The sequence below is a fragment of the Burkholderia lata genome, assembly GCF_902499025.1.
In the GTDB taxonomy this organism is placed as follows: Bacteria; Pseudomonadota; Gammaproteobacteria; order Burkholderiales; family Burkholderiaceae; genus Burkholderia; species Burkholderia lata_C.
Genome location: NZ_CABVPW010000033.1, coordinates 1 through 25,672 on the forward strand (window position 1 = coordinate 1; position 25,672 = coordinate 25,672).

Below are 25,672 nucleotides of genomic sequence, written 5' to 3' on the forward strand. Positions count from 1 at the left end.
CGCCGCGCTCGCGGCGCCGGCCGCTGCCGGCCGCTACGACGAACTGCGCGGCAGCGCGGCCGGCCTGAACGCGCCTGCGCTCGCGCCCGCGTGGCGCAGCTTCTTCACGTCGATCGGCAGCGACGGCGTGGCCGACCTCGATCGCCGCGCCGACGCGCTGCACCGGCGTATGCGCGAGAACGGCCTGTTTTATCAACTGCACGAACAGCGCGCCGGCGACGGCGCGGCCGGCCCGTGGTCGCTCGACCTGCTGCCGCTGATCGTCACGCCCGAGGACTGGGTCGCGATCGAGCGCGGCGTGCTGCAGCGGGTGCGGCTGCTCAACGCGACGCTGGCCGACCTGTACGGGCCGCAGACGATTCTCGAGCGCGGGCTGTTGCCGCCCGCGCTCGTCACCGCGCATCCCGGCTATCTACGCGCGATGCGTGGCGCACGCGTGCCGGGCGATACCTGGCTGCACGTCGTCGCGTTCGATCTCGCGCGCGGCCCGGACGGGCAGTGGCGGATCGTCGCGCAGCACACGCAGGGCGCGGCCGGGCTCGGCTACCTGCTCGAAAACCGGCTGATCGTGTCGCGGCTCTTTCCGCGAGGGTTTCGCGGGCTGCGCGTGCAGCGGCTCGCGTCCGCGTACCGCGCGCTGCTGCAGAGCATGCAGGCGCTCAGCCCGGCCCGCAAGAATTCGCGGATCGTGCTGCTCACACCGGGGCCGCACAGCGCGACGTATTTCGAGCACGCGTATCTCGCGCGCTACCTCGGCCTGACGCTCGTCGAAGGCGGCGACCTGACCGCGCGCGACAACCGCGTGTTCCTGAAGACGCTGCGCGGGCTCGAACCCGTGCACGGCATCCTGCGACGCGTCGACGATGCGTGGCTCGATCCGCTCGAACTGCGGCCCGATTCGATGCTCGGCGTGCCGGGGCTGCTGCAGGCCGTGCGCGCGGGCAACGTGCTGCTCGCGAACGCGCCGGGCTCGGGCTTCCTCGAGTCGCCGGCGATGCTCGGCTTCATGCCGCGTCTCGCGGAAGGGCTGCTCGGCGAAACGCTGACGCTGCCGGCCGTCCATTCGTGGTGGTGCGGTGAAGCGGCTGCGTGCGACGACGCGCTGCCGCAGCTTGCGCGCAGCATCGTGAAGGCATCCTATCCACCCGACGTGCAGGCCGGCGGCCCGTTCGAGCCGGTGATCGGCGCGCGGCTCACGCAGGCGCAGCTGGCCGAGTGGCGCGCGCGGATCCTCGCGCGGCCCGAACACTACACGGTGCAGGCCGACCTGCCGCTGTCGCAGGCGCCGACCTGGCCGCGCCACGACGCGCCCGACAGCCACGGCGGCGCGCGCATCGTGCCGAAGCCGGTGCTGCTGCGCGTGTTCGCGCTCGCCGACGGTGCGCAGCGCTGGCGGCTCCTGCCGGGCGGGCTGTCGCGAGTCGGTACGCGCGATACGCTGTTCAACGCGCCGATGCCGCGTGGCGGCAGCACGGTCGATACGTGGGTGATGACCGAAGGCATCGTCGATTCGACGACGCTGCTGCAGACGCACCTCGGCCCCGACGACCTCGTCGAGCGCCCGCGCGCAATCGCGAGTCGCGCGGCCGAGAACCTGTTCTGGCTCGGCCGCTATACCGAGCGCGCGACCAACCTGATGCGCCTCGCGCGCGCCGCACTGGAACGGCTGCGCGGCGAGGACGACGTCGACAGCCCCGCGCACCTGGAGCTGCTCGATACGCTCTGCCGCGACACGGGCCTGATCGCGGCCGATGCACCGAACGCCGTCGATGCGCCGCGTGCGTTCCAGCACACGCTCGCGACGTCGCTGACGCGCGGTGCCGATCGCACGTCGGGCATCGCGTCGTGCCTGTTCGGCATGCGTGGTGCGGCCGCCGCGATTCGCGAACGACTGTCGAGCGATCAATGGCGGCTGATCGACGATGCGACCCAACTGTTCGCGGACAGCGCGGGCCTGCCGGAAGCCGAGGAGCAGATCGGCAATGAGGCGCTGCAGTTGCTGGAGCGCCTCGGCCTGCTGCTCGGCGCGATCACGGGCGCGCAGACCGACAACATGACGCGCGACGACGGCTGGCGATTGCTGTCGATCGGCCGGCAGATCGACCGGCTGGACTTCCTGTGCAGCGTGCTGAAGGCTGCGTTCGACGAAGGCGCGGTGCACCGGCAGGACGGCTTCGAGCTCGTGCTGGAGCTGTTCGACAGCACGATCACGTTCCGTTCGCGGTTCCAGCGCGGCTTCGACGTCGCGCCGCTGCTGTCGCTCGTCGTGCTCGATACCGACAACCCGCGCTCGCTCGGCTGGGTCGTGCAGGCGCTGCGCGGCCGGCTGACGAAGGTCGAACGTAGCGAAGGCTATGCGCTGTCCGAGCTGGCCGAGACGATTCCCGACGTCCCGGCATGGTCGCTGCATGAGCTGTGCGAAACCGCCGACGGCGGCCGGCACGACAAGCTGCTCGAAGCGCTCGACACGACGGTGAAGGCGGTATGGGAATTGTCGAACCGGATCGGCGAGCGCTATTTCAGCCACGTGCGCGAGGCGGGCAGGACGTTATGGTGACGACGAAAGGCGCGGCGAAAGCGTCACAAGGTTCCGGCGATGCGCGGAACACATCGGCACCACCATCGGCGCCGGCCGCAAAGGTCGACGTTGCGCTGGGCCGGTTGCTGCGCGTCACGCACGACACCGAATACCGTTACGCGGCGCGTGTCGAATCGGCGCAGCACCAGGCTCGCCTGCAACCGCTCGTCACGCCGCGCCAGCAGGTGCTGTCGTTCGCGCTCGACATCGATCCCGCGCCGGAATCGGTCGGTACCGAGATCGATGCGTTCGGCAATGCGCGCGCGTCGTTTGCGTTGAACCAGCCGCACGATGCGCTGCTCGTGCGCAGCCGCAGCACGGTACGTGTGACGCCGCCGGTATGGTCGCGCGGTGCGCGCGGCGCGCCGCCGCCTGCCATCGCGAAACCCGATGCGAAACAGGCGACCGCGTGGGAAGCCGTGCGCGACCGCTTGCGGTTCCGCGCGGGGCAGCCTTACGACGCGGCGAGCGAATTCGTGTTTACGTCGCCGCATGTCGCGTGCGATCCCGAACTCGCCGCGTATGCGGCCGCCAGCTTCACGCCGCAACGACCGCTCGTGCAGGCCGCCTGGGAGCTGATGCGGCGCGTGCATGCCGATTTTGCGTATACGCCGAACAGCACCGACATCACGACGTCGGCGCTCGACGCGCTGCGCTTGCGCAAGGGCGTGTGCCAGGATTTCGCGCACGTGATCATCGGCGCGTTGCGCTCGCTCGGGCTGGCCGCGCGTTACGTGAGCGGCTACCTGCTCACGCAGCCGCCGCCCGGGCAGCCGCGGCTGATCGGCGCCGACGCGTCGCATGCGTGGGTCGAGGTGTACGACCCGGCCTGGCCCGAGGACAACGGCTGGCTGCAGCTCGATCCGACCAACGATCGCGCGCCGGGCGACGACTACGTGATGCTGTCGATCGGCCGCGACTATGCGGACGTGACACCGCTGCGCGGCGTGATCCGCGGCGGCGGTGCGGATCAGGAGCTGAAGGTCGGTGTGACGGTCGAGCCGCTCGATGCGCCATGACGCATGCCGCGTGCCTGCGCGAATGCGCTTTAAGTCTTCGTTAATACTGCACGCCTAGCATGGTCATGCCGGCGAACGGATCGGACTCGGTCCGGGGCGCCGGCGGCACGCGCGGGTGCGTCGACGTCACGGCGCCGCACCGTCGCGCATCGCCATTCCCTTGCAACGGCGGCGGATCATGATCAAGACCTTCGACTACACGCTCGGCAGCGACACGATTGCGCTCTGCGCGAGCTTCGGCGCGGGGCCGGCGTGGCGCCGCGTGCTCGTGAGCCGTGCGGATTCGATGGAGACGCTGGTGGTGCTCGACGCGCGCGGCCTGTCGGGCTTGCTGAAGGTGGCGACCGAAGCGCCGGAAGGGTTGCTCGACGATGCGATCCGCAAGGTCGGCGACGAGCAGCTCGTCGAGCGGGCGATCAGCGGCAGGACGATCGTCGAAACCGCGCTTTGACCGGGCAGTGCGTGAGCGTACCCGGTGGGCACGGCCGCACGCACCGCGTTGCATTGCATTGATTACGCTTACGTGGCGAACCGGTCCGTTGCCGCGATCAGCGCTTCCAGGATCCCCGGCTCGTTGTACGCGTGCCCGGCGCCGGGCACGATCTCGAACGTCGCCTCCGGCCATGCCTTCGACAAGTCCCATGCGGTGCGCGCCGGTGTCGCGACGTCATAGCGGCCCTGCACGATCACGCCCGGAATGCCGGCGAGGCGGTGCGCGTCGCGCAGCAGCTGGCCTTCCTCGACGAAGCCCTTGTTCACGAAGTAGTGGTTCTCGATTCGCGCGAACGCGAGTGCGTAGTGACCGTCCGCGAAGTGCGCGGCGAGTCTGGGGTCGGGCAGCAGCGTGATCGTGCGGCCTTCCCAGATGCTCCACGCGCGGGCGGCTTCGAGCTTCGCGGTTTCGTCGTTGCCGGTCAGCCGGCGATGGTAGGCGGCCATCAGGTCGCCGCGCTCGGCTTCCGGAATCGGGGCAAGGAAGTCTTCCCACAGGTCGGGGAACAACCACGACGCGCCTTCCTGGTAGTACCACAGCAATTCCGCGCGACGCATCGTGAAGATGCCGCGCACGACCAGTGCGCTCACGCGCTCGGGGTGCGTTTCTGCATAGGCGATCGACAGCGCGCTGCCCCACGAACCGCCGAACACGAGCCACTTTTCCGCGCCGACCATCTCGCGCAGGCGCTCGATATCGGCGACCAGATGCCAGGTCGTGTTGTTTTCGAGGCTTGCATGCGGTGTCGAGCGCCCGCAGCCGCGCTGGTCGAACAGCAGGATGTCGTAGCGCTCCGGATCGAACAGGCGGCGATGGTCGGGGCTGCAGCCGGCGCCGGGGCCGCCGTGCAGGAACACGGCGGGCTTGCCGGCCGGGTTGCCGCATCGCTCCCAGTAGATGCGGTGGCCGTCGCCGGTATCGAGGTGGCCGTGGGCGTAGGGTTCGATCGGTGGGTACACAGGCAGGCTCCGGGTAAGGGTCGACAGGAGGCGGACGAGGCGCGGGCCGGTGTGCGGGCGGGGGGTTACGAATATTGCGCCGCCGCAAAAATCGTTGTGTTGGCATCGGACCGGCCGCCGCCGGGCAAGGCTTGTCATTATGCCCATTCGCAGCCCCTGGCGTCGGCTCGTTCCAGCGTGCGTGGCCGCCGTTGCCGGCCCGGGGATTTTTGAAGCAATTTCATTCCGATATTTTTCATACAAAATCCCGGCGGCATACCGGCGTGCCGAAGCGGGGGCGCCGGTCTGCTGCCCATCCACCGTGCCAACGGAAACCAGCCGATGAACCATCGCGTCACGCAGTTGACCGGGTTGCGCGCCGTCGCGGTGGCGATGGTCGTGGTCGGACACGCCGAGCATGTGCTGCCCGGCGGCTACACAGGCTGGTACGCGCCGCTGCGGCTGATCGCCGACGGCCGGCTCGGCGTGCTGATTTTTTTCGTCCTCAGCGGTTTCCTGATCACCAACGTGCTGCGCGCCGAGTTCGCGCGCACCGGCGGCATCGCGCTGACGTCGTTCTACGTGCGTCGCGCGCTGCGGATCTGGCCGGCCTGCTACGTCTATCTGGCGGCCGTCGCGATCGTGGCCTTCGCCGGCTGGTTCGACGTCGACCGCCGGCAATGGCTGTATGCGGCGCTGCACCTGTGGAATTACTCGGCGTGGTTCGGGCTGACCGGCGACAACGCGCTGCATCCGGACGGCGCGTGGTATCTCGGCCATTTCTGGTCGCTCGCGCTCGAGGAACAGTTCTACTGGTTCTGGCCGCTGCTGTTCGTGTACGGGATGCGCCGCGGCGGCACGCGCTGGCTGGCCGCGTTGATCCTGATCGTGCCGCTGGTGCGCGCCGTCACGTACTTCGTTGCGCCCGCGCTGCGCGGGCAACTCGGGATGATGCTTCACACGGGCGTCGATCCGATCCTGATCGGCTGCTATGCATCGCTCAACCGCGAACGGCTGGAAGCGTGGATTCGCTCGTGGCGCGGCGAGGCGCGCATCGTGACGGCGATCATCGTGATCGTGCTGATCGGCATGCCGCTCGCCGAACATCGGCTCGGCGGGTTCTGGAATGCGACGTACGGCGTGACGCTCGAAGCCGCGCTGATCGCGATCGTGATCGTCGTGCTGAATTTCCGTAGTGAGTTCTGGTGTGCGCGGTGGCTGCGTACGCGGCCGGTCGTGTTCGTCGGCACGATCTCGTTCAGTCTTTATCTGTGGCAGCAGCCGTTCGCGAATCCGGATCTACAGGTCCCGCATGCGTTTCCGCTTGGCATCGTGTGGGCGCTGATGGCCGCGACGGCCAGCTACTTCCTCGTTGAAAAACCGTTCCTGCGGCTGAAGGATCGGTATTCGGCGCGCGAGATGCGACGTGTACGCGACGACGCGCTGCGGATGCCGGCGTCGGAGGCGATCGGAGCGAAGGTGGCGGAGTAGGCCGCCACGTCATTTGAGCACCGAAGGCGGATACCAGAAGTTCCGGTACATATCGACGCCGTACGACTTGCCGTCGTAGCGGACGATCGTGCGGACCGGGCGCTTGTCCTTGCGCTGCGGCGGGTCGACACGTGCGGTGATAGACAGGTCGGCGAACCCGTGGCTCGAAGTCTTCTCGACGCCGATCGTCATGGTTGCCGATACGATTGCGTCGTCGCTCCCGCCGGGGCTGCAGACCGCATGCTTGTCGTCGGTGTTGACCCAGCCGGCGAGGTTGGTACCGAAGACCGGACGCAAGCGATTGCCTTCGCGTACCCACAGCGTCAGCTCCTCGCTGGCGTTGGCATCGGGGCAGCTCGGCCCGCGCGCGCTGCTCGTGAATACAACGCCAAACGCGCGCACATCAGGCGACAGCCGGTACGGCGCCGTATCGATGCGATAGCTGCTCGCGTCGATCTCCGTTGCCGCATCTTCTTCGACCACCGACCGTTCGGCCGCCACGACCTTGCCGCCTTCGACGAGCGCGATGACCTGCAGCTTGTTGCTTTCGTCCGGGTTCTTGCTTTTCGGCAGCGAATCGAACGCGACGGCCGCGATCGTCGTTTCCGGCGCATTCGGCATGACCTTGCATGCGGACGCGACAACGAGCCGGTTCGTGTCGCGCGTGGCGAGGCGTGCGTTCGCGATGCCGGCCCAGCGGGCGACCGCAACGACGGTCGCGTCATCACAGGCCTGGTTGTCGGCAGCCTGAACGGTGGAGGCGGCGGCAAGCGCCAGCAGCGGGGCGAAGCGAAGGATGCTCATGTTCACGATGAAAAAAGGTTCTTCATGGATGCCGTGGATGTCGCTTGCCGATCAGGAGCGGTCGGCCAACGCGCGATGAACAGGTCACGCGTGACGCCCCGTATTCTTCCTTCCCTTCAATGCGAGCTGCAACTGCTTGCAGTCCTTGTCCAGTTGCAGTCGAAGCAGTTTCAGGATCGATTTCGTATGCTCGGACATGGGCTTGCCCGGGCGGAAGATGATCCGATCCTCGAACGGAACGTCGAGCGCGAAGCGTTTGATGACGAGCCCGCGAGGAATGAAGTCGATGGCCGCGACGGGGTGGACAAACGCAAGCCCGACGCCATTCCGTGCAAACTCGCAGGCACTGATCGAGTAGGGCGTTTCCACGATTGTCCGCAGCGTGACCCCTTCGTGTGCCAGTGCTGCTTCCAGCGCCCGTCGTGTCACATCTTCCGCATTCAGCGAAATGAAGTGATCGGATTGAAGGTCCGCCGGCGTGACGACCGCCCGTCGAGCCAGCGGATGATCGGGTGCCATTGCGATGACGCCAGGCAGTGCACTGAATATCGAATGCTCGAGACCGGAAGTCGGCATTTCGCTAGCCATCAAGCCGATGTCGGCCACGCCGGACTGAACCTGCTGATACACCTCGCGGGAACTCATGACCTGCAACGAAAGCTGAATGCCGGGCGAGTCGCGATGAAACCCGGCGATGGCGCGCGGCAGAAAGCAGTTTCCCAACGCGGGGAAGCAGGCAATCACGAGACGCCCCTGCTGGTACGAGCCCAGGCTGCGAATCACGTGCTCGACGGTTTCAAAGCCCACGAAGTACCGCTCGATCGAAGTCATGAGCACATTCGCCTCGTTCGTCGGGACCATTCGTCCCCGAACGCGCTCGAACAATCGCATGGCGGCAAATGACTCTACCCGCTGAATGGCCTGGCTGACCGCAGGCTGGCTGACACCCAGCAACTCGGCTGCGCGCGCTGTCGTACCGGCGGTCATCAGTGCTCGAAAGATCTCGATATCCCGCGGCGACATAACAAAACTCAATAGATCAATAAGAATCCATTGTAGTCGGTTCGGAACATGACCTTGATACTTCGAGAGCCTGTGCGAACAACCGACTCTATCCCTCATGAACACCTTCACGATCGCCGCCGCGCAGTTCAGCGCCCAAGCAGGAGACATTGAAGCCAACGTGGCTCGGCACTTGACCTTCGTCCATGCCGCCGCGGAACACGGCGTCAAGTATCTGGTATTTCCCGAACTGTCCTTGACGGGATACGAGCGGCAGCTTGGGCGTCAACTCGCCATGACGCGCGAGGACCCACGGCTCCTTCCGTTGTTGGCCGACGCGCAGCGGCTGGGCGTGACCGTCGTCGTGGGTGCGCCTCTGAGGCACGAAGGCCGGCCGGATGTGTTTATCGGCGCATTCACGCTCGGGGTTCATGGAATCCACGCGCACACGAAACAGCATCTGCATCCAGGCGAAGACCTCGTATTTGCGGCCGGAAACGGCGGCCCGGAGGTGGCCATCGACGGGAACTCGATCGCGTTGGCCATCTGCGCCGATTTCTCGCATGCCACCCACGCGGCGAGCGCGGCAGATTCGGGCGCGCGTGTCTATGCGGCGAGCGCGCTGATTACAGACAACGGGTACGCGTACGATACCGGGCTGTTGGCTGGCTATGCGGCCAAACACAACATGGTCGTACTGATGGCCAACCATGGCGGCATCACCGGGGGTTGGGAGTCGGCGGGGCGTAGTGCGATCTGGGCAGAGGGCGGTGAGCGGGTGGTTGCTGCGCCGGGCACCGGCGACTTGCTTGTCATCGCCACCGAAGGAGCGAAGGGCTGGGCCGGGTCCGTCGTGGCGATCAGGGCGGCGTAGCGCCTGCTTTTGCCAGTACCAGTGCCGGGGCCCTCGCCGCGCTCAACCGTTGCAATCTACGAAAAATAAAAAAGGCCCTTGCGGGCCTTTCGTCGACTACAGAAGGGAAGGGCGAACGCTTACCGCGTCAGCGCCGTAAACCCTTCCAGCAACCGCTCAACATCAGCCGCCTGAATCGCGCCCATCGTCGAGATGCGGAACAGTTCCTTCGACAACCCGCCTTGCCCCGCGTAGATCACGAAGCCACGCGCCTTCAGCCCGTCATGCAGCGTTTCGTACGTCACACCTTGCGGCAACCGGTACGCACGCAGCACAACCGACGATTCCCCTTCCGGCAGCACCAGCGGCATCCCGCGCTCGGCAAGCCCGGCTTGCGCCTGGTCAGCCAGCGCCTTGTAATGCGCATGCCGCGCACGCCAGCCGCCAGCCTCATCAAACTCGCGCAGCGCCTCGACGAGCGCGTAATACGCGTGCACGGAAGGCGTGAACGGCGTATTCCGCTGGTCCTGCAGCTTCGCGAGACGGCCGAGGTCGAGGTAATACGTGCGGCTTGCGGCCTTCGCGAGCGCGCTGCGGCGCACGATCACGAACGCTGCGCCCGGTACACCGTGCAGGCACTTGTTCGCGGTTGCCGCAACAGCATCGATGTCGCCACCAGCGAAATCGATCGCTTCCGCGCCGAAGCTGCTGACGCCGTCGACGAGCATTTTCACGCCGCGCGAACGGCAGACTTCCGCGATCGCACCGAGATCGTTCAGGCGGCCCGTCGTCGTTTCGTGATGGATCACCGCGACGTGCGAGTAACCACCCGCATCGAGTCGCGCACCGATCTGCGCGAGATCCGGCGCCTGCATCCACTCATGCTTCAGCACGTCGTGCGCGATCCCGTACTGCGTCGCGATCTGCGTGATCCGCTCGCCGTATACGCCGTTCTCAATCACGAGCAGCTTGCCGTCCTTCGGCACGAGCGCAGCGATCATGCTTTCAACGGCAGCCGTACCCGAGCCCGTCATCAGCACGGCCGTCCACTCGGCCGGATCGAGTTCGTACGCGGCGACGAGGCGCGCACGCGCCTCATCCTGCAGATCGAAGAATTCGCTTTCGCGATGGCACAGGTCGGGTTGCAGCAGGCTGCGGCGCACGCGTTCGGTGAGCGTGACCGGGCCGGGATTCAGCAGCAGCATCAATGGGCTCCTTCAACGTGGGCTTCGGTCTGCGCGGCGCCGATGTGCCGCATCAGACGGGTCTTGACCTCGACTGGCGTCACGGTCGGGCGGGGCAGGCCGTCGGGCACGCCGGTGCGGATCGCCAGGCGCACGAACTGCGCACCGTCGTGCGACTCGGCCAACGCCGTATCGAGCACGTCCAGCGTATCGCCTTCGACCGCCGACGCATACCCGCACGCGGCAGCAACACCCGCGAACGAAACATGTTGCGAAACGGTGGCCTGGCCGCCCGTCGATTCGTGCGCGCCGTTGTCGAGCAGCACGTGCGTGAGGTTGGCCGGGCCGTAGGTGCCGAGCGTCGCGAACACGCCCATGCGCATCAGCGCGGCGCCGTCGCCGTCGACGGCCACCACGCGCAGGTCGGGGCGCGCGAGCGCGAGACCGAGTGCGAGCGGCGTCACGCAGCCCATCGAGCCGACCATGTACAGCTGGTTCGGACGATCGTCGATCGCGTAGAGTTCGCGGCCGCAGAAGCCGGTCGACGCGAGCACGACGGTCGAATCGACCGGCGTGTGCGCGATCACGCGCTGCAGCGCGTCCTGGCGGGTCGGCCAGGCTTCGGCCGACGCGGCGCGCGACGACGACTGCGCGACGACATGCGCGCGCGGCTTCGCGGCCGGGTTCGATTTCAGTTCATACGGCGCGACGCTGCCTTTCTGCATCACGAGCGCGTACGGGCGGCCCGTCGCGTCCATGTGCGCAATCGCGCGGTCGAGTGCCGGGCCGACCTGTTCGGGGTCGGTCGGGAACGTCTCCCACGGGATCTCCATCGTGTCGAGCATCGCGGGCGTGATCGGGCCCATCAGCGCGTGCTGCGGCTCGTCGGCCACGCCCGGCTGGCCGCGCCACGTGACGATCAGCAACTGCGGCAGGCGGAACGTCCACGTGAGCGACGTGAGCGGGCTCACCGCGTTGCCGAGCCCCGAGTTCTGCATCATCGCAATGCCGCGCTTGCCGCCGAGCGTCGCGCCCGCGATCAGCGCGACCGCGTCGCCTTCGTTCGCGGCCGACACGTAATTCAGCGTCGGGTCCTGCAGCACGTAATTGATGAACGGCGTCAGGTACGAGCAGGGCACGCCCGCGTACCAGTCGAAACCGCGCTCGCGCGCGGCCTCGACGAACTGGGCCGCTTCGATCATTGCGCGCCCCCGTTGCCGGCGCCCGGTTCGGACAGCGGCGTCTGGCCGTGCGCGAAGTCGCCCGCGCGGCGGAAGTCTTCGAGATCGTTGACGCCGCGCCAGTGGCCGTGCACATACTGCACCTCGATCTTCTCGCCGGCGGCGATCAGCTCGTTGAGCAGCGACGGGATGTCGAGCGTGTCGAAATCAGGACGCGCCTGCAGCGTCGCGAGCATTGCCTTCAGGCGGTCGACACCGGCGCCGCGCACGTTCAGCAGGCCGATCCAGCGGCCGTGCGGCGTGCCGGCGGCGACGTCGCTCGATACGCGTTGCAGGTACGTCTTCTGGCCGAACAGGCCGCGATCGTCCTCGGCCGAGCAGAGTGCGAAATCGCGCACGCTCTGGTTGGTCTCCGTGAGCGACGAATCGACCACCACGCTGAATTCGGCCTCGCTCTCCGCGAGGTCGCGCACGATGTAGCTGCGGAACAGCAGGTCGCCGTACGAGATCACGGTGTCGCCGGTCAGGCGTTCGGCAGCGCACGCGAGCGACGCGAGTTCACCCGTTTGCGCATGGCGTTCGTTGACGACGAGCTTGATGCCCGACGTGTCGATCGCGTCGGCGCGATAGCCGCCGACCACGGTGATGTCGTTCACGCCGTGCGTCTTGAAGCCGTCGACGAGCCAGCGCAGCAGCGGCTTGCCGGCGACCGGCAGCATGACCTTCGGCTTGTCTTCGGTCACGGCTTCGAGGCCCTTGCCGCGGCTCGCGGCGAGCACGATCGCCGCGTTCGACGCGCGCGACGACGACGACAGGTAGATACGCTCGGCCGCCGAGTACTCGTCGGCGTCCTGCAGGCGGAAAATCTCGTTGACCGATGCGACGCGGTCCTCGACGTTGATCAGCGTTTCGCTCTCGTAGATCTCGCGCGCGGTCGCCTGCATCGCGGATGCCGATGCGCGGATCAGGTGGTTCGCCCAGATCACGGTGCTGATGCCGGCCTGGCGGAACACGTCGGTCGGCGTGCTGTAGTACTTGGTCGGCACGATCACGAGCGGCGCCTTGCCGCTCCATTCACGTGCGAACTGCAGGATCTCGTCCGGGCGCGACAGCTTGCTGTGGATCAGGATCGCGTCCGCGCCGGCTTCCGCATACGCGTTCGCGCGGCGCAGCGCCTCGTCCATCCCCCAGCCGGCGATCAACGCTTCGACACGCGCGACGATCGAGAAGTCGGGATCGGTCTGCGAATCCTTGCCGGCCTTGATCTTGCCGCAGAACTCGTCGATTTCCGCGAGCGGCTGGCGCTCGCCGCCGATGAAGCTGTTGGTCTTCGGGAACTGCTTGTCCTCGATACAGACGCCGGCGATGCCGCGTTGCTCGAGCTTCTTCACGAGGCGGCGCACGTTGTTGAAGTTGCCGTAGCCGGTGTCGCCGTCGAGCAGGATCGGCAGGTCGCTCGCGTCCGCCATGAATTCGAGCACGTCGACGACCTGGGTCCAGCTCGCCTCGTTGTTGTCACGCACGCCGAACTGCGCGGAGATCGCGAGGCCCGATGCCCAGATGCCCTTGAAGCCGGCTTCGCGGACGATCCGCGCGGACAGGCCGTTGTGCGCTTCCATCAGGAATTCGAGGTCGCTGCTGACGAGCATGCGGCGCAGGCGTGCGCTGCGCGATTCGGTGAAGTTGGGTTCGCGTGCGTTCATCGTGCGACTCCTGCGGTAGTGCGTTGAATCAGGGGGAGGATTTCTTGCGTGGCGCGGGCGACGTCGTTCGGGAAGTCGATCTCGATCCACGGTGAGCCGGTCACGTCGGCGACGTCGAACGAATGACCGCCTTCGAGCAGCAGGTCGCGCACGGCTTCCTCGTGCGGCATGTTCGCGCGGCCGCTGTCGACGTAGCCCGCGACGATCGTCGCGAGGCGGCGCGCGGTGCCTTCGGTGAAGCGGAAGAAGCCGACCGATTCGCCGATCGTGTCGTATTCGAGGTCGACCGCGAGCTGCTTGCGCAGCTCGACCGGCACGCCGTTCTTCAGGCACAGCTTGACGGGTTCGTCGCCGGCCTCGAAGTCGCGATCGATCAGCAGGCGATCGACTGCCTTGTCGGCATCGGCCACCAGCGCGTGCAGGATGTTCTCGTCATACAGCACGTCGGCGTCCATCAGCAGCACGTCGCCGCCGCGCGTCATCGCATCGGCGACGGTATGCACGGTCAGCACGCTGCCGAGGTCGTAGCGGTCGTTGATCACGATCTCGGCCTGGCGGCCGAGGCGCTTCAGTTCCTGCTCGACCGTCTCGTGCTGAAAGCCGAGCCCGAGCACGATCTCGTCGACGCCCGCGGCATCGAGTACGCGCAGATGGCGCTCGAGCAGCGAAACGTCGTCGAAGCGCAGCAGGCACTTCGGGAACTGCGCTTCGGGCGGTTGTTGCAGGCGCAAGCCGAGGCCTGCCGCAAGAATGATGGCTCGCATGGGTTCTCCAACCAAAAAGCCGGCGGATCTGAACGATCAGTCGGCGAGCGGCTGCGGCGCACGGCGCCGCTGCCAGTTTCTTTCACTGAAATGCAGATAGAGCAGGCCGGGCAGGCCGAGCGCGAGTTCGCGCGCGCGTTTCGCAAGCGACAGCGCGAGCGCCGCGTCGGGCGGCAGTCCGACCAGCGGCGCGAGGAGCAGGTAGCCGCCTTCCTGCGCGCCGAGCGAGCCCGGGATCGCGAAGGCCGCGCCACGGATGGCCTGGCCGACGCTCTCGAGCAGCAGCGCGTCGAGCCAGCTCACCGGGTGCCCGAGGAAGTGCAGCGCAAGCCACACTTCCGCGGTGCCGACGATCCAGCCGACGAGACTCAATGCGAACGTCTTCGCAACCTTCGCACGATCGCGGTACAGCGCGCCGACCGCATCGTCGATCGCGTCGGCGCGGGTGGCCAGCGACGACCAGTCGCGCGGGCCGAGCAGCTTCGACGCGAGGCGCAGGCCGCGGCCGAACAGCCCGCGCCGCTGCGCGACGTAAAACAGCGCGGCGAGGGCGCCGAGCACGCCGGTGGCGATCAGCGCGGGCGTGCGCAGGTGCGCGACCGATTCGTGCGTCGCATACAGGCTGAACGCGGCGATGCCGATCAGCGCGAACGCCATCTGCGCGAGCGCCTGCATCGTCGTACTGACGGTGACGGCCGCCGCCGCGTCGGCCATCCGCGTGCCGCGCTGCGCGAGGTGGCGCACCATCAGCACGGGGCCGCCGATCTGCCCGGCGGGCAGCAGGCTGTTCACCGATTCGCCGACCCAGCGCGCGCGCAGCGCATTGCCGAGTTCGGCGCCCGGCTGGCCGGGGCGGAACATCACGGAGATCGCCATCGCGTCGATCACGAGCGGCACGACGTGGAACACCGCGACGAGCGCGAGCCCCCAGCCGGCCGCGAGGAACGTGGACGCGACCGCGCCAACACCCTGCCAGGCCAGGAGTGCAACGAAGAGTGCGGTCCCGAGGGACAGCAGGATCAGGCCGGCGCGCGTCATGACCCGGTCGTGCGTCGCGTCGCCAGTTGCTTGAACACCTGGCGGAAACCGAAATACGCGATCGCGTCCTTCATGTTCGAGATGAAGCGTTTCCACGGCCGCATGCCGGGGTTCGTCACGTATTCGAACGTGAGCGACACGCGCATCTCGTTCTGGCCGAGCGGCGTGATGCGGTGGCGCAGCTTGTCGCCGTCGAACAGCACGATGCCGCCGTCGGCGATCTGCACGGAGCCCGGTTCGTCGGCCACGTCCGGATTGCGCGTGTGCAGCTCGTAGTCGAGCCGGCACGACGATTCGTCGATCACGCCGATCAGCAGCGTGTAGCGGCGGCCGTCGTAGTACGACGTGTCGTAGTGCCAGCCGATGTGGTCGCCGGGCTTCGTGTAGTAATACAGCGCGTATGCGTGCGGATCGTCGTCCGGCGACAGCATCAGCTTGTCGCCCGTGACTTTCTCGAGGAAGGAGATGAGTGCCTTCGAGCGATACAGTTCGGCGATGTACGGCGCCTGCTCGTCGATCGTATGGCGGCTCACGCTGCCGCCCTGCTTGTGGCCGGGCAGGTAATTGCGGTTCAGGCCGGCCTGCATCGCGCGGGCGGCGTCCGCCAGCTTCGCGTGCGCGTCGGCCGGCAGGAATGCGTCGAGGTACAGGAACGAGCCCTGGCGCGTGTAGTCGCCGCGCAGGCGGTCGAGGTCGAGCGGGCCGACGCAGTCGGCCACGGTGCGATCGGGATCGGCCGCGGCCGCGCGCACGGGCGCGGGGCGTGCTGGGCTCAGCACGGAGTCGTCGCGCGTGCTATTCATTTGGAAGCCTGGATTTCGGTGGGATTCTGAGCAACGTTGCCGCGCCGGACGATGCGCCACCAGTCGATCACGACCCATGCGGCGAACAGCGGGGCGCCGATCGACGCCGCGAGCAGGAACGGCTCGACGCCGTCGAACAGCGTCACGAGCGGCAGCAGGTAGAGCACGTCTTCGGTTTCGAAGCCGCCGGCGAATGCCTGCTTGGTGCCGGCCTTGCCGGCGAACGATTCGATCCGCATGCGCAGGAAGAAGATCAGCGCAACGGCCGCGCCGGCCACCGCGCCGAGCAGCACCGGCGACGCGGCCATCTGGCCGCCCTGGGCGACGATGCCGACACCCATGCTGACGAACAGCGCGACGGTGACGAGCGCGTCTGCCGCGAGGTCGTAAAAATGACCGATCTTGCTGGATTTCCCGCTGATGCGGGCGAGCTCGCCATCGGTGTGGTCGACGAAGTTCGACAGCACGATCAGGAACGCGCCTGCATTGCTCCAGCCGAAACCGCCGTGCGCGAGGCACCAGGCGCCGGCGAGGCCGATCAGCAGACGAACGGTGGTGAGGTGATTCGGGGTGACGGGCGTGTCGACGAGCGGCCGGACAAGCGAGCGCGCGAGCCGCGCATCCCAGGTGCGTGGCAGCGGCGGTTCGGAACGTGTGGCGGTTTTTCTTTGGTCCATCGGCGAAATATATACGGAATTGTAATTTGTTGCTTTTTATTCGATCAATGTCCTGACATGAGGGAGTGTTACCGCGTCTTGCGTCGATCGGCCGGCCAAAAAACGCATGTACGAAAGGGCGGCCGAACGGGGCTGCGGGTTCGTATTCCAGTGTGGTTCGCGGCGCGCCGCTGTCAAGGACGGACGGGCCTCGCAGGCCGGTGCGGCGGGGTTTTTCGCGCTTCCCGGCGCACGTCACGCGGCGCGTGCGGGCTTGACGTGCGTCAGGTCGGGACAAGCCGCATCGGGTGACAATTGGCCGCGCCGGACGGGTGTCGGTCATTGCCGATCGACAGGCAATAAATTCCAGTGGAAATCCGTCGATTGATGCGCATGGGTTGGCGATCGTCAGCCGGTCTTTCGGCTCCAGGCTTTCGCGCACCTTTCGCGTGCATCCGGTTTAAATGGAGCGCCTGTCACAGAACGGCCGTTCGATACCCGGCAAATCCGGCAAGGATCTTTTTCATTCAGCGGACATTTCGCGGTGATCGCCTCTGCGATACTCCGACCGTGCCTGTGGTGCCGGCCGCCCCTCGCGGCCCCAAGGGCTTCATGTCGCTCAGGAGACACCCCCAGCGACGTCAACGACAGACCAAAGCGTCAGAAACCAGCCATGTCTTCATCACGCATCCTCGCTCCCGCCCTGCGTTCGCTCGTCCGCACCGCCGACGAAGCCGCCGCGCTGATCCGTCCCGGCATGACCGTCGCCATGAGCGGCTTCACGGGGTCGGGCTATCCGAAGGCCGTGCCGGCCGCGCTTGCCACCCACATCGACGCGGCGCACACGCGCGGCGAGGACTTCCGGATCAACGTGCTGACGGGCGCGTCGACCGCGCCGGAACTCGACGGCGCGCTCGCCCGCACCAACGGCATCTCGATGCGCCTGCCGTACCAGTCCGACCCGACGTTGCGCGACAAGATCAACGGCGGCGAAGTCGACTACCAGGACGTCCACCTGAGCCACGTCGCGCAGTACGCATGGTTCGGGCTGTACGGCGATCTGGACGTCGCGATCGTCGAAGTCGCGGGCATCCGCGAGGACGGGCTGCTGATTCCGTCCGCGTCGATCGGCAACAACAAGACCTGGCTCGAACGCGCGAAGCACGTGATCCTCGAGGTCAACTCGCGCCAGCCGCTCGGCCTCGACGGGATGCACGACGTCTATTACGGCACCGCGCTGCCGCCGCACCGCCAGCCGATTCCGCTGACGAAGAGCGACGACCGGATCGGCGAGCCGTACCTGCGCTGCCCGGCCGACAAGATCGTCGCGATCGTCGAGACCGACGCGCCGGATCGCAGCAACGCGTTCTCCGCGCCGGACGCGACGTCGAAGCAGATCGCGCATCAACTGATCGATTTCCTGCGCCATGAAGTGAAGCGCGGCCGCCTGCCGGAAAACCTGCTGCCGCTGCAGTCGGGCGTCGGCAACATCACGAACGCGGTGCTCGCGGAACTCAGCTCGGCCGGCTTCTCGAACCTGACCGCGTACACCGAAGTGATCCAGGACGGCATGCTCGACCTGCTGCAGGACGGTACGTTGAGCTTTGCGTCGGCCACCGCGCTGTCGCTGAGCCCGGCCGCGGTGCAGCGCTTCGCCGACGAAATCGCGACGTTCCGCGAGAAGATCGTGCTGCGCCCGCAGGAGATCAGCAACCATCCGGAACTCGTGCGCCGTCTCGGCTGCATCGCGATGAACGGGATGATCGAGGCCGACATCTACGGTAACGTGAACTCGACGCACGTGATGGGTACGAAGATCCAGAACGGGATCGGCGGCTCGGGCGATTTCGCGCGCAACGGCTACCTGTCGTGCTTCATGTCGGCGAGTACCGCGAAGGGCGGCGCGATCTCGCGGATCGTGCCGATGGCGAGCCACGTCGACCATACCGAGCACGACGTCGCGGTGGTCGTCACCGAGCAGGGCCTCGCGGACCTGCGCGGCTTGTCGCCGAAGCAGCGTGCACGCAAGGTCATCGCGACCTGCGCGCATCCCGACTACCGGCCGATGCTCGAGGATTACTTCGAGCGCGCGTCGCGCGAAAGCTTCGGCAAGCACACGCCGCATCTGCTCGCCGAGGCGCTGTCGTGGCACGAGCGCTACGTGCGCACGGGCACGATGAAGGCCTGACGCGGAGCGAAGCGGGCGCGCGCCGCGCGTGCGCCCGTCAATCCATCGCCGCGTGCGCGATCTCCACGCTCGCCGCTTTCTGCGGCGGGCGGATCAGCAGCAACAGCGGAATCATCAGCAGCGTCGCGACGAACATCAGCTTGAAGTCGTTCAGGTACGCGATCATCGACGCCTGCTGGTTGATCGTGCGGTCGAGCAGCGCGATGTCGAGGGGACTGCCGGTCATCGCCTGCACGGCCGGGTTGAACGGCGTGATGTGGGTCGCGAGGTCGGCGTGTGCGACCTGCGTGTTGCGCGTCATCAGCGTCTGCACGATCGAGATGCCGATACTGCTGCCGATGTTGCGCATCAGGCTGTAGGTGGCCGTGCCGTCCGCACGCAAGTCCGGCGGCAGCGTCGAGAACGACAGCGCGCTCAGCGGCACGAACACGAGCCCCAGCCCGAAGCCCTGCACCACGCCGGGCCACACGATGTCCGCTTCGGACAGCACGACCGTGTACTGCATCATCTGCCAGAGCGCGAGCGCGGAGATCGACAGCCCCGCGAGCAGCAGCATCCGCGCATCCACGTGTTTCAGCAGCCTTCCGACGAACAGCATCGCGATCATCGTGCCGGCGCCGCTTGGCGCGGTGACGAGGCCCGTCGTCGCGACCGGGTAGCCCATCAGGTTCTGCAGCATCGGCGGCAGCAGCGCGCGCGTCGCGTACAGCACCGCGCCGACCACGAAGATGAACAGCGTGCCCGTCGCGAAGTTGGGGTCGCGCAGCAGTTCCGACTTGAAGAACGACGCCTTGCCGACGGTCGCCGTATGCACGAGGAAGAACGCGAAGCTGAGCGCCGCGACGATCGCCTCGATGCGGATCTCGTACGAACCGAATCAGTCGAGCTGTTCGCCTCGGTCGAGCATCGCCTGGAACGCGCCGATCGCGAGCGCTAGCGTCGCGAAGCCGAACGCGTCGAATTTCACGTGCGGGCGCGGCGCGCGTGCGGGCAGGAAGGTCATCACGCCGGCGAGTGCAAACGCACCGATCGGCACGTTGATGAAGAACACCCAGCGCCAGTTGTAGCTGTCGGTGAGCCAGCCGCCGAGCGTCGGGCCGAGGATCGGACCGACCATCACGCCCATCCCCCAGATTGCCATCGCCTGGCCCTGTTTCTCGCGCGGGTTGATGTCGAGCAGGATCGACTGCGACAGCGGTACCAGCGCGGCGCCGAACACGCCCTGCAGCAGCCGGGCTCCGACGATCTGAACGAGCGTCTCGGACAGCCCGCACAGCGCCGACGCGACCGTGAAGCCCGCGATCGACACGATCAGCAGCCGTTTCACGCTGAGCCGGTCGGACAGCCAGCCGGTGAGCGGCGTCGCGATCGCCGCCGCGACGATATAGGAGGTCAGCACCCACGTGATCTCGTCCTGCGACGCGGACAGCGTGCCCTGCATGTGCGGTAGCGCAACGTTCGCGATGGTGCTGTCGAGGGTCTGGATCAGCGTGGCGAGCATGATCGACAGGGTCAGCATCGGCCGGTTCAGGGCGGGCGAGGCGGGGGCGTCGGCGGCGGGGCTCAAGCGGGTGTCTCCGTGGGGCGGTCGCCGTGGGCGGCGATCCGGTCTGGTCGGGATTATAAGCACGCTTATTATATATCCGCTTATCGCCGGGCCATTGCAGGCTTGACCCTATAATCGCCGCATGGACAAGACTTACGAGAACCGGATCGGCTATCTGATCGCCGATGTCGCCCGCCTGAACGGACGCCTGTTCGACCGGCGCGCGAAGCGGATCGGGCTGACACGGGCGCAGAGCCGCGTGCTCGCGTACCTGACGTGGAAGGGCGAGATGAATCAGGCGCGGCTTGCCGAATGGCTCGAGATCACGCCGATCTCGCTCACGCGGCTGCTCGACCGGATGGAAAGCTATGGCTGGATCGAGCGCATCGCGAACGACGATCGCCGCGCATTCGTGATCCGGCTGACGGACAAGTCGCGCGAGATCTTTCCGCAGATGCTCGAAGTGGGGGACACCGTCGCCGACGACGGGCTGCGCGGCTTCACGCCCGACGAGCGCGATACGCTCGTGCGGCTGCTCGGGCGCATGCGCCACAACCTGATCGACTGCGGCGGGGAGTGACGGGGGCGGCCATCCGGGCAGGCCGGATGAACGGTTTGAAAACACCGGGTGGCAGCGCGCAAGCACGCCGCGTTCGCCGGGATGCCGGCATGCGGCGTTGTCATTGCCGCTGCGCGGGTGCTGATGCCTGGCGCGGCCTTCGTCCGGTTGGCACATGACGATGCGCGCGTCGTGCTCGACGAAGCGCTTGCGTGGGTGTCGACGTTGGCTCGGTTGAGCCGACGCTACCTTGCCGAGTCCAAGTGCTCAACGGGCCAGCGCCGCGAGCGTGAACGCCGCGAGATAAAGCCCCACCCCGTACGACAGATGCGTGACGAGACTGCGCCGCCGCGCGACGCCCGGGTTCGGCGTGCGTGACGCCGCAATGCCGAAGCCGAACGCGGGCTGCATCACGAAGAACGGCGCGACCACGCTGGCGAGGCCGGCGACGAGCGCGGGGAGCGGGGTCGGCGTGCCGATCCATTCCGTGCCCGCGATCGCGACGGGCAGTGCCGCGAACGCGATGCCGATCGCGTAATGCGCGATCCAGCCGAGTGCGCGTTCGCCCGGCACGGGCGGCGCGGCGCCGATCGACACGTGCCGGAACCGGCCTCGCATCATGTGACCGATCCAGCGGCCGACCAGCGCGTAGTCGAGCGACGGAATGCCGAAAGCGCGCCGGCGAAAGAGTGTCCACAGATCCATTACGAGCGTGGCGCCCGCACCGATCAGCAACAGGTTGAGCAGGACGTCGGACGGGCTCATCGCGACCCTCCGCGAAGAGAGGAAAGGGCTGCGCGATGCAGCGCAATAGGGCGTGGTTTCAGCGGTTTCATGGCAGTCCGGGCTTGTCTTTATGGAGTCGAGCGACTATCTTGCAACCTCAAGTTCACTTGAGGTCAAGCATGAGCCGGCTGGACATTGCAGATGTGGCGCGACGCTCGGGATTGCCCGCGTCGACGCTGCGTTACTACGAGGAAAAGGGGCTGATCGTCCCGACCGGCCGCCATGGGCTGCGGCGGCAATACGACGAGTCGGTGCTGGAGCGCCTGGCGCTGATTGCATTGGGCCGCGAGGCCGGTTTTTCGCTCGACGACATCCTCGCGATGGTCGGCACGGACGGCCTGCCGGCGATCGATCGCGCGAAGCTCGACGGCAAGGCCGACGAACTCGACCGCACGATCCGCCGTCTCGGCGCCGTGCGCGATGCGTTGCGGCATGCGGCCGTGTGCCCGGCATCGAACCATCTCGAATGCCCGTCGTTCCAGAAGCTGCTGCGGATCGCCGCGCATCGCCATCCGGCGCGCCGCACGAAGGCGGAAGGCGCATAGGCGGCGAGCGTGCATCGGCGGGTTGGAGTGGCAGTCCGGCGGCAGCGTGGCGCGCCGCACCATTCCGTAACGGACATCACCAACAAGAACAACGGGGTTGCCGCGTGTGGTTTTTACTTGTGCTGTATGTGCTTCCTGCCGCGTATGCGGCATCGAAGGTCGGGCCGCATTACGGGTTTCTCGCCGGGTGCGCGGCACTGGCCGCCGTGCTGGCGACGCAGACCGCGCTGCTGACGTGGGGAACTGCATGGGTGAAACGGCGGCGTGGCGCCATTGAGCCGCCTGAGGCGACCGCATCGCCCGTAGCGACCGATAGTCTGGAGGACGAACCGGCTGACGAACCCGGCGACGAACCCGATGTGCTGCTTCGATACGGCGAGCAGGCACGATTCAAGCAACTGGTCCTGATTGCCGACGCAGCACGGCCCGAGGTCACGCGCCGTTTCTACGACAAGGCGAAGCGGGCGATCGAAGCGTACGTGGATGTCGAGACGGGGCGCGACGGTTCGGCCGCGGCAATGGTGTCGACGGCCGACCTCGCCCCGGCAGAGGGCCTGTCGGCCGTGCCGCCGGACGAAACGCTGACCGTGTTCGTGTCGAACGACGGCGCGTGGTCGGGGTTCCGCGTCGGTGACGACAGCTTCCGGTTCCGCCACGGCGCAATCACGAGACTGCGGTTCACGCATGTGATGCCGGTTCGCTGGAACGGCGACTACATGGTGACGTTCTGGTTCGACGTGCCGAAGCGGGAGCGCGCTACCGATTACAACGCGTATTCGACCTGGTTCGATATCGGGGTGGACCGTGCCGGCCGCCGCTCACGCATGCTCCCCCTCGCATTTCGCGAGATCGCGTCGGTGCTCGATGTCGCGTTCGACGTCGACGAGGTCGGCGACGACTGAGTCATCCCGCGTAATACACGCGGCATTCCTGCTCGCGCCCGCGCACGATGCGCTTGCCGACGAGCGAGCCGTACGTTTCGGTGAAGACGGTGCGCTGGTGCTCGCGTTGCAGGGCGTCGTAGAAATAGAGCGAGACCCAGTCCGTCGGGCGGGACGCCTCCGGCGTGCGCATCGCGGCATGCAGGCACAGCGCGGTGAAATGCCAGCCGCCCTTGGTCATGTGCATCACGGGCAGCGGCATGTAGCCGTCCGCGTTCGGCCGCCGATGCATGGTTGCGCGTTGCACAACGCCAGGCGTCGGCAACACGCCGGCGGCGGCCTTGTTGCGGTACAGGCGGTCGATGTAGAGCAGCAGTTCGACGGGGGGCTCCGTGCCGGGGCCGGCGTCCTGCACGTGGCCCTGCCAGCGCCGGCGGCGGCTCAGCACGTCGTCGAGCGCGGTGAGGATGCCGGCCGCGCGCCGCGGGCCGACGCCCGAGATCGTTTCGAGCTGGCCGTTGCGGACCGCGCGTTCGAGCTCCTCGAGCGTATCGATGTGCAGCAGGTCGTGAATGCGCAGCGCGAGCGCGTGGCCGATGCCCGGCACCGCTTCGAACGCGGAGGTGCGTTCGGCGTCGCCGCACAGCCGGTCGAGCTGGCGCCAGCGCCCCGTCACCAGCAACTCGGCAATCGCCTGGGCGACGCCCGTGCCGATCTCGGGCAGCGTCCCGAGCGCAGCGACGCCGCCGGACTCGAACAGCGAGCGGATGTCGAGGTCGAGCGCATCGACCGTCTCGGCCGACGCGCGATACGCGGCGACCCGGTACGGATTCGCGCCCTGGTCAGCCAGCCGCTGCGCCGCCTCGCGCAGGCAGGCCGCGATATGCCGGTTTTCCTCGTACGTTTGGCTGGCGCTCGTCTGCATGGCGAGGGACCCGGGGAAGCACAAACGGAATGGACACGGCGAACGATGCGCCGGTCGGCTTTTCATCATTGTCGCGACACGCGATGAAGAAAACTTGACGCACGTCAATGGCAAACGTAGCACAGGTGCGAAGCGCACGGTCGTGCCGGAGCGTGGCACGACCGTGCGTCGCGTGACGCGATCACGCGTCGAGGAACGACTGCGCGTTCTCGGCCTCGGCGGCCGTGCGCAACGCGGCGAGCGCCCGCTTCTCGATCTGCCGCACGCGTTCGCGCGACATGCCCGCGTCCTGCGCGATCGCGTCGTAGGTATCGGGCTCGGTGCCGCCGAGGCCGAATCGCCGGCGCAGCACGTCGGCCTCGGCCGGCGTGACCGACCGGAGCAGCGACCTCACGCACTCGCGCATGCGCGTGTCGGCCAGTTGCTCGAACGGGCTGGCCGACGCCTGGTCCTCGATCAGCTCCACCAGGCCGGTATCGGCATCGGGCAGCGGCGTGTCGAGCGACATCGGCTCGGCGGGCAGCGCGAGCACCGCGCGCAGCTTGACCTCGTCGAGGCCGGTTTCGGCCGCGAGTTCGGCCGGCGTCGCGCGGCGGCCCGTGCGCTGACGAAAGCGCAGCGCATGCCGCTGCACGCGCTGGTACTGGTCGCCGACGTGCACCGGCACGCGGATCGTGCGTGAGCGATCCGCGACCGCGCGTGCGATCGCCTGGCGAATCCACCAGGTCGCATAGGTCGAGAGCTTGAACCCGCGCCGGTATTCGAATTTCTCGATCGCGCGCATCAGGCCGAGGCTGCCGTCCTGCACGAGATCGGGCAGGTCGACGCCGCGGTTCATGTATTTGCGCGCGATCGACAGCACGAGCCGCAGGTTCGCCTCGAGCATCGCGCGCGTGGCATCGCGCACTTTCTGCTGGCCGTCGGTGAGCGCGGCCGCGAGTGCCCGCCGCGCGACCGCGTCGAAGCACGCGGCTTCGCCATCCGCGGTGCCATGAGGCGCAGACGCGAGCGCGCGCACGACGCCGCTCGCGTCGTCGACGGCCGGCGCGACCCATGCGATCGAGCCGAGCAAAGCGGCCAGGCGGTTGCGCGCGTCACGGTATTCGTCCGAACGGACACCATGCGCGTGCAGCGCGTCGCGCAAGGCCGCGACGGCTGCCTGCAGCGCGTCATAGCTGGCCGGCGCGGGCATGTCGCCGGCGTCGTCATCGGACGAACCGGCCGCGCCGGTCGTCGCCGTTGCGCGATGACGCGCAAGCAGTGCGTCGACCGCCGCCGGACAGCCGGCGAGCGCGTGCAGGATCTGGTGGCGGCCCGTCTCGATCTCGCGGGCGAGCACGATCTCGCCTTCGCGCGAAAGCAGCGGCACCGCCTGCATGCGCCGCAGGTAGAGCGCGAGCGGATCGGTTGACGCGCTCGTGCCGCGTGCGAGGTCGCCGAGCATCGCACGGCCTTCGTCGAGCGCATCGCGATCGACGTCGACAGGCGCCGAACCGGCGAACGGCGCAGGCGCGGCCGGCTCGTCGAGCACGGCGATGCCGATGTCGGCGAGCGCGGCGCGCACGACGTCGAGCGCATCGGGGCTGTCGCTTTCGGGCGGCAGCGCGTCGACGAGGTCGGCGTGGGTCAGATAACCCTGTTCACTGGCGAGCGCCAGCAACTGGATGATCGGATCGAGCGGCGTGTCCGCCCGGGGAGTGGGGCGTGGCGTAGTCATGTCGATGGCGGCGTGAGC

Annotated in this window: 22 protein-coding genes and 1 pseudogene; 9 read left to right on the forward strand and 14 right to left on the reverse strand. The window is 67.5% G+C overall.

Translation table 11 applies throughout. The annotated features are described in order from the left end of the window. From BDI24065_RS28700 to BDI24065_RS28710, 3 genes are all read left to right on the forward strand, one after another. Nucleotides 1–2,557, forward strand: a 2,557-nt coding sequence (locus BDI24065_RS28700; protein WP_254609875.1) for a circularly permuted type 2 ATP-grasp protein, incomplete at its 5' end; no start/stop codon positions are given. Beyond that, nucleotides 2,551–3,597: a transglutaminase family protein gene (locus tag BDI24065_RS28705; RefSeq protein ID WP_175034090.1), complete on the forward strand. Its 1,047-nt coding sequence runs from the start codon at nt 2,551–2,553 to the stop codon at nt 3,595–3,597. The genes BDI24065_RS28700 and BDI24065_RS28705, both read left to right, overlap by 7 nt. A gap of 178 nt (nt 3,598–3,775) precedes the next feature. Beyond that, a complete protein-coding gene (locus BDI24065_RS28710; protein ID WP_175034091.1) occupies nt 3,776–4,048 on the forward strand; it encodes a hypothetical protein in 273 nt (90 codons plus the stop codon). A gap of 68 nt (nt 4,049–4,116) precedes the next feature. On the opposite strand, the gene pip is transcribed toward BDI24065_RS28710, so the two are convergent. Beyond that, complete coding sequence (pip, locus tag BDI24065_RS28715; RefSeq protein ID WP_175034092.1) at nt 4,117–5,049, reverse strand: prolyl aminopeptidase; 933 nt, start codon at nt 5,047–5,049, stop codon at nt 4,117–4,119. A 321-nt stretch (nt 5,050–5,370) separates the two neighbouring features. On the opposite strand from pip, the gene BDI24065_RS28720 reads away from it, so the two are divergent. Beyond that, the gene (locus tag BDI24065_RS28720) at nt 5,371–6,519 is read left to right on the forward strand and encodes an acyltransferase family protein (protein ID WP_175034093.1); all 1,149 of its coding nucleotides are present in this window, start codon (nt 5,371–5,373) and stop codon (nt 6,517–6,519) included. Between the two features lie 9 nt (nt 6,520–6,528). Here BDI24065_RS28720 and BDI24065_RS28725 read toward each other — a convergent pair whose 3' ends face one another. Continuing rightward, entirely contained in the window at nt 6,529–7,323 is a 795-nt protein-coding gene (locus BDI24065_RS28725) for a multidrug ABC transporter ATPase (protein WP_175034094.1), read from the reverse strand. Between the two features lie 84 nt (nt 7,324–7,407). After that, nucleotides 7,408–8,346 carry a LysR substrate-binding domain-containing protein gene (locus BDI24065_RS28730; protein ID WP_175034165.1) on the reverse strand — a complete coding sequence of 313 codons (939 nt, stop codon included), beginning with the start codon at nt 8,344–8,346 and terminating at the stop codon, nt 7,408–7,410. Between the two features lie 97 nt (nt 8,347–8,443). Here BDI24065_RS28730 and BDI24065_RS28735 point away from each other — a divergent pair, with 97 nt between their 5' ends. Next, the gene (locus tag BDI24065_RS28735; protein ID WP_175034095.1) at nt 8,444–9,199 is read left to right on the forward strand and encodes a carbon-nitrogen hydrolase family protein; all 756 of its coding nucleotides are present in this window, start codon (nt 8,444–8,446) and stop codon (nt 9,197–9,199) included. Between the two features lie 119 nt (nt 9,200–9,318). On the opposite strand, the gene BDI24065_RS28740 is transcribed toward BDI24065_RS28735, so the two are convergent. Genes BDI24065_RS28740 through BDI24065_RS28770 form a run of 7 tightly spaced genes read right to left on the reverse strand, consistent with a single transcriptional unit; the run spans nt 9,319 to nt 16,528 of the window. Further along, complete coding sequence (locus BDI24065_RS28740) at nt 9,319–10,383, reverse strand: 2-aminoethylphosphonate aminotransferase (RefSeq protein ID WP_175034096.1); 1,065 nt, start codon at nt 10,381–10,383, stop codon at nt 9,319–9,321. Beyond that, on the reverse strand, nt 10,383–11,564 hold the full coding sequence (gene aepY, locus BDI24065_RS28745; RefSeq protein ID WP_175034097.1) for a phosphonopyruvate decarboxylase: 1,182 nt from the start codon (nt 11,562–11,564) through the stop codon (nt 10,383–10,385). Before aepY ends, BDI24065_RS28740 begins: the two co-directional genes overlap by 1 nt. Then, nucleotides 11,561–13,246, reverse strand: a complete 1,686-nt coding sequence (aepX, locus tag BDI24065_RS28750) for a phosphoenolpyruvate mutase (RefSeq protein ID WP_175034098.1) — start codon at nt 13,244–13,246, stop codon at nt 11,561–11,563. The genes aepY and aepX overlap by 4 nt, the downstream gene beginning before the upstream one ends. Continuing rightward, entirely contained in the window at nt 13,243–14,010 is a 768-nt protein-coding gene (locus tag BDI24065_RS28755; protein ID WP_175034099.1) for an NTP transferase domain-containing protein, read from the reverse strand. The genes aepX and BDI24065_RS28755 overlap by 4 nt, the downstream gene beginning before the upstream one ends. A 36-nt stretch (nt 14,011–14,046) precedes the next feature. Continuing rightward, nucleotides 14,047–15,048 carry an HpnL family protein gene (locus tag BDI24065_RS28760; RefSeq protein ID WP_175013426.1) on the reverse strand — a complete coding sequence of 334 codons (1,002 nt, stop codon included), beginning with the start codon at nt 15,046–15,048 and terminating at the stop codon, nt 14,047–14,049. Next, complete coding sequence (locus BDI24065_RS28765) at nt 15,045–15,851, reverse strand: HalD/BesD family halogenase (protein WP_175034100.1); 807 nt, start codon at nt 15,849–15,851, stop codon at nt 15,045–15,047. The genes BDI24065_RS28760 and BDI24065_RS28765 overlap by 4 nt, the downstream gene beginning before the upstream one ends. Continuing rightward, a complete protein-coding gene (locus tag BDI24065_RS28770; RefSeq protein ID WP_174910694.1) occupies nt 15,848–16,528 on the reverse strand; it encodes a CDP-alcohol phosphatidyltransferase family protein in 681 nt (226 codons plus the stop codon). Before BDI24065_RS28770 ends, BDI24065_RS28765 begins: the two co-directional genes overlap by 4 nt. 652 nt (nt 16,529–17,180) lie before the next feature. Between BDI24065_RS28770 and BDI24065_RS28775 the strand changes: the two genes are divergently transcribed. Beyond that, on the forward strand, nt 17,181–18,695 hold the full coding sequence (locus tag BDI24065_RS28775) for an acetyl-CoA hydrolase/transferase family protein (RefSeq protein WP_175034101.1): 1,515 nt from the start codon (nt 17,181–17,183) through the stop codon (nt 18,693–18,695). A gap of 37 nt (nt 18,696–18,732) precedes the next feature. On the opposite strand, the pseudogene BDI24065_RS28780 reads toward BDI24065_RS28775, so the two are convergent. After that, nucleotides 18,733–20,262: pseudogene (locus BDI24065_RS28780) on the reverse strand (DHA2 family efflux MFS transporter permease subunit). Nucleotides 20,263–20,383: 121 nt separating this feature from the next. Between BDI24065_RS28780 and BDI24065_RS28785 the strand changes: the two are divergent. Next, nucleotides 20,384–20,821: a MarR family winged helix-turn-helix transcriptional regulator gene (locus BDI24065_RS28785; RefSeq protein ID WP_175034102.1), complete on the forward strand. Its 438-nt coding sequence runs from the start codon at nt 20,384–20,386 to the stop codon at nt 20,819–20,821. Nucleotides 20,822–21,067: 246 nt separating this feature from the next. Here the strand turns inward: BDI24065_RS28785 and BDI24065_RS28790 are convergent, their stop codons facing one another. Next, a complete protein-coding gene (locus BDI24065_RS28790; protein ID WP_175034103.1) occupies nt 21,068–21,565 on the reverse strand; it encodes a DUF2938 domain-containing protein in 498 nt (165 codons plus the stop codon). A gap of 140 nt (nt 21,566–21,705) precedes the next feature. On the opposite strand from BDI24065_RS28790, the gene BDI24065_RS28795 reads away from it, so the two are divergent. Continuing rightward, nucleotides 21,706–22,131: a helix-turn-helix domain-containing protein gene (locus tag BDI24065_RS28795; protein ID WP_174910680.1), complete on the forward strand. Its 426-nt coding sequence runs from the start codon at nt 21,706–21,708 to the stop codon at nt 22,129–22,131. A 104-nt stretch (nt 22,132–22,235) separates the two neighbouring features. After that, nucleotides 22,236–23,033 carry a hypothetical protein gene (locus BDI24065_RS28800; protein ID WP_175034104.1) on the forward strand — a complete coding sequence of 266 codons (798 nt, stop codon included), beginning with the start codon at nt 22,236–22,238 and terminating at the stop codon, nt 23,031–23,033. Between the two features lies 1 nt (nt 23,034). Here BDI24065_RS28800 and BDI24065_RS28805 read toward each other — a convergent pair whose 3' ends face one another. Together BDI24065_RS28805 and BDI24065_RS28810 are read right to left on the reverse strand one after the other, a co-directional pair. Next, the gene (locus tag BDI24065_RS28805; protein WP_175034105.1) at nt 23,035–23,937 is read right to left on the reverse strand and encodes a helix-hairpin-helix domain-containing protein; all 903 of its coding nucleotides are present in this window, start codon (nt 23,935–23,937) and stop codon (nt 23,035–23,037) included. Nucleotides 23,938–24,118: 181 nt separating this feature from the next. Further along, nucleotides 24,119–25,654, reverse strand: a complete 1,536-nt coding sequence (locus tag BDI24065_RS28810; RefSeq protein ID WP_175034106.1) for a sigma-70 family RNA polymerase sigma factor — start codon at nt 25,652–25,654, stop codon at nt 24,119–24,121. Nucleotides 25,655–25,672 lie beyond the last annotated feature (18 nt).